Genomic DNA, 10,815 nt, shown 5'->3' with positions numbered 1-10,815 from the left:
GGCGGGGGGGGGGGGGGGGGGGGGGGGGGGGGGGGCGGGGGGGGGGGGGGGGGGCGCCCGCGCCCCCGCCCCCCCCCCCCGCGCGCGGGGCGGGCGCAGGCCGGCGGCCCGCCCGCCGGCCCCGATCAGTCGAAGAACTCGCACACGGCCCCGGCGCTGCGCCGCACCTGGGACTCCGTGAGCCCGGGATGCAGCGGCAGCGCCACATGCGTGGCGCTGGCCCGCTCGGCCCCCGGCCACCGCGCGCCCGCGGGTGCGTACGGCGCGAACGCGGGCAGGCGGGGCAGCGGCAGCGGATAGTAGACCCGGGTGCCGACCCCGCGGGAGGCGAGGTGACGCGCCAACGCATCGCGCCGCCCGGTCCGTACGGCGTACACGTAGTGGCACCGCTCGTCGCCCGGCGCGGGCGCACCGAGCCCGCGCTCGCGCAGCGGGGCGAACCGCTCGCTGTAGTACGTGCTGATCTGCGCCCGGCGCGCGATCCTGGCGTCCTGGGTGGCGAGCCGTGCCAGTTGGTAGGCCGCCTGGACCTCGTCGAAACCGCTGTCGTACCCCACCTGGTGGTGGACCGGGCCGTGCGCCTCGGCCTGGCCGTGGCGGCGCAACAGCCTTACTGTGTCCGCCAGTTCCGCGTCGTCGGTCAGGACCGCCGCGCCCTCGCCCGGCATGCCGAAGGGCTTGGCAGGAAAGAACGAGTACAGCCCGACATCGCCCCAGGTGCCGGCGGCGCGCCCGGCCAAGGTCGCCTCCTGGGCGACGGCCGCGTCCTCGATGACGGTGAGCCCGTGCGCGTCCGCGAGTTGCCGCACGCCCCGCATGTCGGCCAGGGACGTGAAGGTGTGGGCCGGGACGACGGCCCGGGTGCGGCCGGTCAACCGGCGCGCCGCGTCCGCCACGTCCATGACCATGGTGGCCGGGTGCACGTCGGCGAAGACCGGCACGGCGCCCACCGTGAGCACCGTAGAGGCCAGCGGCTCCGCGCCGAAGGCGGGCACGATCACCTCGTCGCCCGGGCCGATCCGACAGGCGCGCAACGCCAGACAGAGCGCCGACGTGCCGCTCGCACAGGCGATCACGTGACCGGCGCCGGACCGCAGCCCCACCTGCCGCTCCCACTCGGCGGTGCGGCGGCCGAGCACCGTGGCCTGCTCGGGGTCGGTGCCCACCTCGTACACGGCCCCGAGCAGCAGGGCCCGTGCCTCGGGGTCGAGCAGCGAACCGGCGTACGGCACCGGGGCCGCGGCCACCGCCGGGACCGAGTCCACCACACTCATCACACGGCACCTTCCGGGACGAAGGAACGGACGGCGGCACACACCCGGGCTACCTGTCCCGGCGTCAGATCGGGGTAGAGGGGCAGCGCGACCAGCTCGCGGGCCGCCTCCTCGGCGCTCGGGAAGTCGCCCGCCCGGTGGCCGTGGTCCGCGAAGCAGGGCTGGAGGTGGAGCGGGTGCGGATGGCAGGGCCGGGCGCTGACACCGGAGCGGTGCAGATGGCGTACGAGCGCGTCCCGCTCGTCGACGGCCACCGCGTACACCGCGAACACCGGATCGACGCGGGCCCGGGCGCCCTGCACCACCGCCGGGAGCCGGCGCACCACCGGCGCCCCGCGCAGGCCCGGCGCGTACGCCTCGGCCAACTCGGCACGGCGCGCGACGTCGTCCGCGAGCCGGGTCGACCTGGCGAGCAACACCGCTGCCTGTACGTCGTCCATCTTGGCGTTGCCGCCCAGCAGCGCGCCCTGCCTCGCCACCTCGGCGGCGGCCACGGCGCGGCTCGGGCCAGGTGGGGGAGCGGTGCGGCCGTGGGCGCGCAGGGCGCGCACCCGGGTGGCGAGCGCATCGTCGTGGGTGAGGACGAGACCGGCGTCACCGAGCGCGCCCAGCGGCATCGTGGTGGAGAGCGAAAACGCGCCACCCGCACCAACCAGCCCGGTGTGCACGCCGCCCCAGCGCATCCCGAGTCCGCCGGCGCCGTCCTCGATGACCAGCAGTCCGTGCCGGGCGGCCAGGTCCATCACCTCGGCCAGGTCGGCAGGCTGGCAGAACAGATGGGCCGGCAGCAGGGCCTTGGTGCGTGCGGTGATGACCTTCTCGGCCGAGGTGGGGTCGATGCCGTAGCTGACGGGGTCGACGTCGGCGAAGACCGGACGGGCCCCGACCAGCGCCACGGCCGTCGCCGCGGCGACGCTCCCGAACGCCGGCACCACCACCTCGTCACCGGCCGTGACGCCGGCCGCGCGCAGCAGGAGCACCAGGGCGTCCGTTCCGCAGCTCACCGCGATGGCGTGCCGGGCACCGGTGTAGGCGCGCAGCGCGGCCTCAAGCTCGGCGGCCTTGGGACCGTTCGAATAGACCCCGGAGTCGAGCACGTCCTCGATCTGACGGCGCACGGACGGCCACAGCCGCTCGAACGAGGCTGCCTGGGTGAAGAACGGGACTTCGGCCGGTGCCGTGGTCCCGGGGCCGTCGGGAATGCTTTCCGTCACTCTCCTGCCCATGTCTCTCCATTCGTAGTACCCACATTCGAAAATAGGCGGCCGGGCGAGTAGTCAGGGATAGCAATCCGCAGACAATCACATGGCAGATTCGGTGCCTCGGTTGACGCCCTCAGACAGAGTTCTGTGGATTTTCGACCCCTCATTTGTTGTCCGGAGAGGCCGTCTTGACCGGGGAGTTGTCCACCGTGATGGTGGACGGGGATAACGTTCCAACTTCCAGGCCGGGGGGCTTTCGAATATGGGCGCGCGAAGCGGAATCAGATTTGCCGGGCCAGCGGATTCCGACGACGTTGTCGGCCGGCGGCCAGCGCACCGGAATCGAGGTCCTGTGCCCACCGTGATCGATGTCGCGAGCCCTTGCCCGACCGCCGCACGGGCGGTACGAGCGGGGCGGCACGGCCGTCGCTGACGCCCCGGCCGGGCCGGGTGCCTACGCGCGCACCCGCGCCGGCGCCGCCCGCCACCGAGCCCCGCGCAACCCGCGTGCCCCGCGCGCTCCGCCCACCGTCCACCGCCCCGAAGTTCGAGGCGTCCGGAGGACACGTCGCCCCGCCCCGTGCGCGTCGCGTGCCGCCGGTCGGCCATACCGGTGATCGCAGAGAGGAACCGCACACATGACCGTGTCACCGATGGCACCCGTGGCCACCACCGGCCACGGCGCACAGGCCAGGGCCGCGATTCTCGCCCGTACGGAAACCCGCCTGGACGCCCTTCTCGCCGCCGAACACACGCTGTGGGCCGGCGTGGACGGCCGCGCAGCAGCCCCCGTCGACAGCGTCGCGCAACTGGTCGGCGCCGGCGGCAAACGACTGCGCCCCGCCTTCTGCGCGGCCGGCTTCCTCGCCGCCGGCGGCGCCGCGGCCGACACCCGGGTGGTGGAGGCAGCGGCTGCCGTCGAGCTGCTGCACGCCTTCGCCCTCATCCACGACGACGTCATCGACGACTCGCCGCTGCGCCGCGGCGAACCCACCACCCATGTGCGCGCCATCGATGAGCACCGTTCGGGCGGCTGGCGCGGCGAGCCCCGCAGGTACGGCGAGGGCGTCGCGGTGCTCGCCGGCGACCTGGCGCTCTCGTACGCGATGCGGCTCGCCCAGGAACTGCCCGCAGCGGCCCGGCGGGTCTGGGGCGATCTGGTCACCGAGATGATCGTCGGCCAGCACCTGGACGTGGCGGTGGCCGCCGAGGGCGTCGCCGACACCCGGCTCTCGGAGTACATCGCCAACGCCAAGTCCGGCCGCTACAGCATCCGCCGCCCGCTCGAACTGGGCGCGGCGATCACCGGGGACACCGCCCTGGCCGCCACGTTCGAGGCGTACGGCACGGCGCTCGGCGAGGCGTTCCAACTGCGGGACGACCTGATCGACGCCTTCGGCGACGCCGCCGTGGCGGGCAAGCCGGTGCGGGCCGACGCCGAGAACAACAAGATGACGCTGCTGATGAGCCTGGCCGTGCGGCGCAGTGACCGGGTGCGGGACCTGGTCGCCGCGGGCGCCGGCGGCGAGGCGGCGCTGCGCGAGGAGTTGGCGGCCATCGACGTACGCGCCGAGGTGGAGCGGCGCATCGACACGCTGGTGACCCGGGCCCGCGAGGCGCTGACGGCCGGCCCGCTGCCCCAGGAGTGGCGCGAGGAGTTGACGGGCATGGCGGTCGCCGTCGCCTACCGCGACAAGTAGCGCACCGGGGGGCCGGCCCTGGCCCGGTGCCGGCCCGGCCTCTGCCGTGGCCGTTTGACGGCGGCTGCGGTACGTCGGGGTTGGTGGTTGTGCCTGGCGCTGGTCGCAGTGGTGCGGGCCGGCGGTGGTGCTTGGGCCGAGGGCTGCGCTGGTTGCGGCCGTGCGGGTCAGCCAGGGCCTACGGGTTGGGGACTGTGCGGCGCTGCGCCGGCCACGGTACGGCGGGGCCGGTAGTAGGGCCCCGGCCGGCGGGGCGCCTCGGCGCTGGTCGCAGTGGCGCGGGCCGGGGCCGCCTCGGTTCGGGCCGTGCTGGTACGGGCCCGCGCTGGTGGGGCGCCGGATCGGTGAGGGGTTCGCACGGACAAGGGCCGGCGCCGGGCAGCCCGTGCAGACGGGGGGGGGGGGGGGGGGGGGGCCCGCCCGCCCCCCCCCCCCCCGCCCCCCCCGCCCCCCCCCCCCCCCCCCCCCCCCCCGGGGGGGGCGGGCCCCCCCCCCCCCCCCCGCCCCCCCCCGCCGGCCGGGCGGCGGGGGGGGGGGGGGGCCGGCCCCCCCCCCCCCCCCCCCCCCCTACTCTCGAACCACTTCTCCCCACTGCCCGCACCGGCGGCGCGCGTCGTCACCGGCCACCGGGCCGGCAGGCCCCCGGACGCGCGCGTGTCGCCGCTACACCACGCGGGGCAGCCCGCCGGGGCCGCCGAGTTCGCTGTCGGCCGCGGCGCGGGCGCTGAGCACGCGGTTGGCGACCTGGACCCGGGACGTACAGTCCAACTTGCGCATCACCTTGCGCAGGATGTTCACAGCCGTCCACTCCGCGGTGCCAAGGCGCCGGGCCACCTCGCGGTTGGTCAGCCCCTCCGCGACCAGCGCCGCCACCTCCTGTTCGCGGCGGGTGAGGGTGTCCGCTGCGGGCGGCGCCTGGGGGGCCGCCGGTGGCGGGGTGAGCGGGGTCGTGGCGAGCGTCACCGCCTCGTACGCGGTCAGCCGTGCGCCGGCCCGGCTGTGCTCGTCGAAGGCCGTCTCGCCGAGCCGCTGACCGGCCTGGGTGAGCAGGTCCTGCCGGGCCGCGGCCGGCAACTGCACCGGAAGCCCGCCGTGCGCCTTCTCCAACGAACGTGCCGCAGAAAGCAGTTGGGCAGCCCGCTCCCAGGCGCCGGTGGCCCTGCCGTGCCGGCGGACCAGCAGGTCGGCGGTGACGTACAGCGCGTAGGAGAGCGCCGGCCGGTCGCCGATCCCGTACAGGAACGACAGCGCCGCCCGCGCCGTCCTGACCGTCTGTTCCGCGTCCGCCGGCACCTCGCCGTCGGCCGCCACCCCGGCGAGCACCAGCCTGCCGAGCGCTGCCCGGCGCGCGTCCCGCAGGTCGTCGAAGCGGCGGACCGCCTCCTGCCCGTAGCGCGCCGCCGCCGGCAGGTCGCCCAGGTCCCGGTGGACCTCCGCGAGCCGGCCGGTGGCCGAGGCGAGACCGGGCTCGTGGCCCAACTCCCGACACCGCTTGACAACGTCGTCAAGGAGGGCCTTGGCGCCTTCCAGATCACCTTCCGCATGGGCGAGGCGGGCCAACACCTCCTGGACGTCGACCGCGGCCACCAGATCGCCGTCCGCGGCGTGCTGCGCCAGCGCGGCCCGCAACTCCGCGCCCGCCTGCGCGTACCGGCCGGCCAGGAGCTGTGCCTCGCCGAGCGCCGCCGCGAGCCTGGCCCGCCCCCGGGTCGACGTCACGCCGGCCGCCCGCGCCGCGGTCAGCCGTACGGTGGCCTCCCGCGCCTCGCCGCGCACCAGCCAGTACGGCAACGAGGCGGTCGCGAGCTCGCCCGCCTTGTCGCCGTCCCCGACGTGCACGAGGTGGTCGAGCGCCGCCAACGTGTCGCGGTGGGTGTGACCGAGCCCGGTCAGCGCCGCCGCCTGCCCGGCGCCACCCAACTGGGCCGCCGCGGCCCGGGCCCGGCGCAGTACGTGCGCGGCGTGCCGGTTCCTGATCGGCTCCAGGCCGTCCTCGTCGGCGAGCTGTTCCCACGCGTACGCGCGCGAGGTGCGCAGCAGGCGGAACCTGATGCTGCCGTCCGGCTGCTCCTGCGGGAGCAGCAGGCTGCGGTCGACGAACTCTTCGAGCGCCGCGCGCGCCTCGTGCACGGTCAGGCCCAGCACCTCGCCCGCCTCGGCCCCGTCGAAGGGCGAGGCGAAGACGGCCAGCCGGGTGAGCAGGGCCCGGCGCCGCGGGTCGAGCACGGCCCAACTGTGCTGCACCGCGTCGAAGATGCTCAGGTGACGCGACATGGTGTCGGCCGCGGTGCCGCGCCGCGCGCTGCACGAACGGTCCAGTTCCTCCAACAGGGCCCGCGGCGATGACACCTTCAGCCGGGCCGCGGCCAGTTCGAGGGCGAGGGGCAACCCGTCGAGACGGACGCAGAGTTGGGCGATGGCGTCCCGGTTCTCCTCGGTGAGCTTGAAGCCGGGCCGCACCGCGCGCGTGCGCTGCACCAGCAGCCGTACCGAGGCGACGTCGGCCAGCGGCCCCGTGCACCCCGCCGCGCCCGGCACGGTCAGCGGGGCGAGTTGGATGCGCCGCTCGCCGTAGACGCCGAGCACCTGGGTCGCGACGGTCAGTACGGACAGTCGCGGCGCCCGTCCGGCGAACTCCGCGACCAGCGCGCTCACCTCCTGAGGAGGCCGGGAGCCGCAGTCGAGCACGAGCAGGAAATCGAGGTCGAGCGGGGGGCCGGTGGGATGATCGGCGGCGTGGTCGGAGGCTTCGCCGGTGGGGTGGCCCAGGGGGGTGGGCCCGTCGCCGAGCGCGGCCCGCACCGCGCCGGCCGGGTCCTGCCGGTCTGCCAGGTCCAGGTAGCATCCGCCGTCCCGGAACGCGCCGATCACATCGTCCCAGAGTTCGGTCGCGAGTCGGGTCTTGCCGACGCCGGAGGGGCCGGTGAGGGTGAGCACCTGGGCCTCTCGGGCCAGCAGTTGGGCTCTGAGCCTGGCCATCTCCTCGTCCCGGCCCACCAGGGGAGACAGCGGTCGTCGGGTGGAGCCGGCCGTCGCCGGTTCCGGGGTGAAGCCGTCCTGCTGCGCGTGAGTGCCTGCCTGCACCATGCGGCTCCTTCCGTTGGGGCCCGCGGGAACTTCCACGCTGATACGCCAACGGTCGCAGGAGGCGGCAAAAGACCGGTCAAGGGTCGTGAAACGCGCAGGTAGAAGCGCCTTTTCGCGTCACGCCCGATTTGCTCGTGGTTTCTCTGAACCTCAGACGGTCCACCAGCATTGGTCATCAACAACGGTGCTGCCGGCACCCTACAAGGCCCCGTTGGATGTCCGTGAACCGGGGGGTGGGTCAGGGCGTTCGCCCTGCTCAGCGCCGGTGCAGGGCGCGGTCTACGGGCCGTGCGGCAGGCCGCGGCCCGGTGGCACGACGGGCCCCCCGCGCCCCCCGCCCGGGCCGGGGCGGCGCGGGGGGGGGGGGGGGGCGGAAAGCCCCCCCGCCCCGCCCGCCTGGGGGGGGGGGAGGGGGGGCGGCGGGCCGGGGGGCGCGGCGCCCCCCCCCCGCCCGCGCCCCGCGGGGGGCGGGCCCCCCCCCCCCCACGGGTCGGGTGGTAGGCGAAAAGCCCCACGGCCCGGCCGCCTTGGCTGGGAATCAGGTCTTCCGCAAGGACGGCGGAGAAGGCGGCCGGAGGGCGCCGGGGAGGGCCGGGAAGGTGGTTGGGAACGCGCCGGGCGCGGGCGAGAAGTGGTCGGAAGGGCGGCCGGGGGCGGGGGCCGGGGGGGGGGGCCCGGGGGGGCCGGGGGCCCCCCCCCCCGCCGCCCCCCCCCGGGGGGGGGCCGTGCTGCTCGGCCACGGCTGGGACGCCTCCCGCTGGCCCGAGGGCCGTGCCCCCTCCCGCGCCGAACTCGACCGGGCCACCGGCGGCAGGCCGCTCTATCTGACCCGCGTCGACGTGCACTCCGCGGTCGTCACCAGCGCCCTGCTCGACCAGGTCGGCGACATCGCCGGACGCGCCGGCTACCAGCCGGACGGCCCGCTCACCGCCGACGCCCACCACGCGGTCCGCGCCGCCGCGTTCGCGAACGTGACCGACGCCCAGCGGGCCGATGCACAGCGGGCTGCCCTGCGCCACGCGGTCACGCTCGGCATCGGCACCCTCCACGAGTGCGCGGGGCCCGACATCTCCAGCGAGGGCGACCTGACCGACCTGCTGCGGCTGGCCGGCGAGGAAGCCGGCCCGCGCGTCTTCGGCTACTGGGCCGAGGCCGCGAGCAGCGCGGGCGACCTGGCCAAGGTGCGCGAACTGGGAGCCGTCGGGGCCGCGGGTGACCTGTTCGTCGACGGTGCGCTCGGCTCCCACACGGCCTGCCTGCACGCCCCGTACGCGGACGCCGCGTCCACCGGCACCCAGTACCTGGACCAGGGCGCCATCGCCACGCACGTGGCCCTGTGCACCGAGGCCGGGTTGCAGGCCGGGTTCCACGCCATCGGGGACGCGGCCGTGGCGGCCGTGGTGGCCGGTGTGCGCGCCGCGGCCGACAAGGTCGGGCTGGCCCGCGTCCGCGCCGCCAGGCACCGGGTGGAGCACGCCGAGATGCTCACCCCCGAGACGATCGCCGCCTTCGCCGAACTCGGACTCACCGCCTCCGTGCAGCCCGCCTTCGACGCGGCCTGGGGCGGCGACGAGGGCATGTACGTCCAGCGGCTGGGCGCCGAACGCGCCCGCACCCTGAACCCGTACGCCGCCCTGCTGCGCGCCGGCGTCCCGCTGGCCCTCGGCTCGGACAGCCCCGTCACGCCGTTCGACCCGTGGGGCACCGTACGGGCCGCGGCCTTCCACCGCACGCCCGAGCACCGGATCTCGGCGCGGGCCGCGTTCACCGCGCACACCCGGGGCGGCTGGCGGGCCGCCCGGCGGGACGACGCGGGCACCCTGGTGCCGGGCGCCCCGGCCGACCTGGCCGTCTGGACCGCCGGCGACCTGGTGGTCCAGGTGCCCGACGAGCGCGTCGCCGGCTGGTCGACCGACCCGCGCTCGGGCACCCCGGGCCTGCCCGACCTGACGCCGGGACTGCCGCTTCCGGTGTGCGTCCGCACGATGGTCGGCGGACGCACCGTCTACGAGCGTCCGAACGAGTGATCCGCACCCGCCGCGTACCGCCGAACGATGCCCGATCGGCCTGTCGAGGAACGTTCCTTCCCTCCGTACTGACCTGCTGATTTGACGCAACGCCGCAGGTAGCACGGCTGTTGACAGGGTGCGGGAGACGGCGGGTAGTTTCGGCCGAGTCCACCACAGGACGTCCGACCAGGGATGGATTCTCCACGCAGTCGTCGAGCGCCGCTGGGCCATGGGGCGGTGAGCCGTATCGGTTCGCCACCCACTGGGAGCCAGGTCCAGCGCACGGGGGCGGGGGAGGAGTCCACCGGGCCGGCAGGTGCGACCCGGGTGGGGCCCGGACGTTCAGTAGACAACGGCTTTCGGTCGACCCGCAGCCAGCGGGCCCCAGGTCGGCCCGAAGGGCGACGGGCCCCTACCCGCACCGGCACACCCACACCGGCACACCCGCGCGCCATCCCTGCGTTCTCGCTGCTGCGCCTCATACTCATGCGGTTCCGCATCGGTACGCGTCGTGCTGATGCGCTGGGGTACGGGCGTCCCGCCGGTCTGTTGAGCTGGCGCACGGGGGCTCCGCCGGTCTGCTGTGCTGGCGTACGGGCGCGCTGCCCTGCGGCGTGTGCCCGCACCAGTACGCCGCCCCGTATCGACGCGCGGGGCGCCAGCGCGCTTGTCTGCCGGCCGGCCCACATCCCCGACCGCCCTGGCCGGCACCGCTCCCGTACGACCTGCTGCCCGCCGCCAGCCCGCTGGCCCCTGCCCCCCCGCAGGGGGCGGGCACGTTCGTCGGCCGGTACCCGTTACGCACCCAGCGGGCCACGTCCGGCCCACCGCGGTATACCGTCACTTCACCACCGCTCGACCTGCAAGGAAGGCCGCGACGTTGCACCCCGGTTCCGACACCTCCGCTGGAGCCACCGCCAGCGGTCAGGCGGCCGACTCCTCGGTCGACAGACCGGCCGGGTCGCCGGCCGCCCCCGGCACGCCCGCCCCGAGCGCGACGCCAGCGCCACGGGTCACCCGGCGCCAGCGGCTGGCCGTGCTCGCCCGCCGCGAGGCCCGGCGCACCGGCCTCGCCGTGGCCAGCGGCCTCGCCCTCGCACTGGCCTTCCCGCCGTACGACCTGTGGCCCCTGTCGCTGCTGTCCGTCGCGGCGCTCTCCCTGCTCACCTGGGGGCGGACGGCCAGACAGGGGGCCTGGACGGGGTTCGCGTTCGCCCTGCCGTTCTTCGTGCTGCTGCTCAAGTGGCTGCACGTGGTCGGCTGGGACGCGGTGGTCGGCCTCTCGATCGCCGAATCGCTGTTCTTCATCCCGTTCGGCGCCGCGCTGGCCCGCACCTCCCGGCTGCCGGCCTGGCCGCTGTGGGCGGCCTGCCTGTGGGTGGCCGAGGAGTGGGCCAGGGACCGGGTGCCGTTCGGCGGGTTCCCGTGGGGCCGGCTGGCGTTCGCCAACACCGGCTCGCCCTTCACCCCGCTCGCCGCGCTCGGCGGCGCGCCGCTGGTGACCTTCGCGGTAGCGCGGGCCGGCGCCCAGCTCGCGTTCGCC

5 protein-coding genes and 2 pseudogenes are annotated in these 10,815 nt (G+C 76.0%); 3 read left to right on the top strand and 4 right to left on the bottom strand.

The window, feature by feature from the left end; genetic code table 11:
• Positions 1 to 125 precede the first annotated feature (125 nt).
• Both AAHZ94_RS19260 and AAHZ94_RS19255 read right to left on the bottom strand, forming a co-directional pair.
• Positions 126 to 1,274 carry a DegT/DnrJ/EryC1/StrS family aminotransferase gene (locus tag AAHZ94_RS19260; protein WP_349994207.1) on the bottom strand — a complete coding sequence of 383 codons (1,149 nt, stop codon included), beginning with the start codon at positions 1,272 to 1,274 and terminating at the stop codon, positions 126 to 128.
• The gene (locus AAHZ94_RS19255; RefSeq protein ID WP_349994206.1) at positions 1,274 to 2,488 is read right to left on the bottom strand and encodes a DegT/DnrJ/EryC1/StrS family aminotransferase; all 1,215 of its coding nucleotides are present in this window, start codon (positions 2,486 to 2,488) and stop codon (positions 1,274 to 1,276) included. The genes AAHZ94_RS19260 and AAHZ94_RS19255 overlap by 1 nt, the downstream gene beginning before the upstream one ends.
• A 626-nt stretch (positions 2,489 to 3,114) precedes the next feature.
• On the opposite strand from AAHZ94_RS19255, the gene AAHZ94_RS19250 reads away from it, so the two are divergent.
• Positions 3,115 to 4,176, top strand: coding sequence for a polyprenyl synthetase family protein (locus tag AAHZ94_RS19250; RefSeq protein ID WP_349994205.1), 1,062 nt, complete (start codon positions 3,115 to 3,117; stop codon positions 4,174 to 4,176).
• Between the two features lie 167 nt (positions 4,177 to 4,343).
• Here the strand turns inward: AAHZ94_RS19250 and AAHZ94_RS19245 are convergent, their stop codons facing one another.
• Both AAHZ94_RS19245 and AAHZ94_RS19240 read right to left on the bottom strand, forming a co-directional pair.
• Positions 4,344 to 4,796 (bottom strand): hypothetical protein, encoded by a 453-nt coding sequence (locus AAHZ94_RS19245; protein ID WP_349994204.1) that lies wholly within the window; start codon positions 4,794 to 4,796, stop codon positions 4,344 to 4,346.
• A gap of 43 nt (positions 4,797 to 4,839) precedes the next feature.
• Positions 4,840 to 7,263 (bottom strand): ATP-binding protein, encoded by a 2,424-nt coding sequence (locus tag AAHZ94_RS19240; RefSeq protein WP_349994203.1) that lies wholly within the window; start codon positions 7,261 to 7,263, stop codon positions 4,840 to 4,842.
• Between the two features lie 716 nt (positions 7,264 to 7,979).
• On the opposite strand from AAHZ94_RS19240, the pseudogene AAHZ94_RS19235 reads away from it, so the two are divergent.
• Together AAHZ94_RS19235 and AAHZ94_RS19230 are read left to right on the top strand one after the other, a co-directional pair.
• A pseudogene (locus AAHZ94_RS19235) lies at positions 7,980 to 9,290 on the top strand (amidohydrolase); the annotation flags it as partial.
• A gap of 862 nt (positions 9,291 to 10,152) precedes the next feature.
• Positions 10,153 to 10,815 (top strand): annotated as a pseudogene (locus AAHZ94_RS19230) (apolipoprotein N-acyltransferase); the annotation flags it as partial.

The organism is Streptomyces sp. HSW2009 (genome assembly GCF_040240285.1).
Lineage (GTDB): Bacteria > Actinomycetota > Actinomycetes > Streptomycetales > Streptomycetaceae > Streptomyces.
Note: the sequence above shows the minus strand (reverse complement) of the source record. Positions and strands in the feature narration are given on the sequence as shown.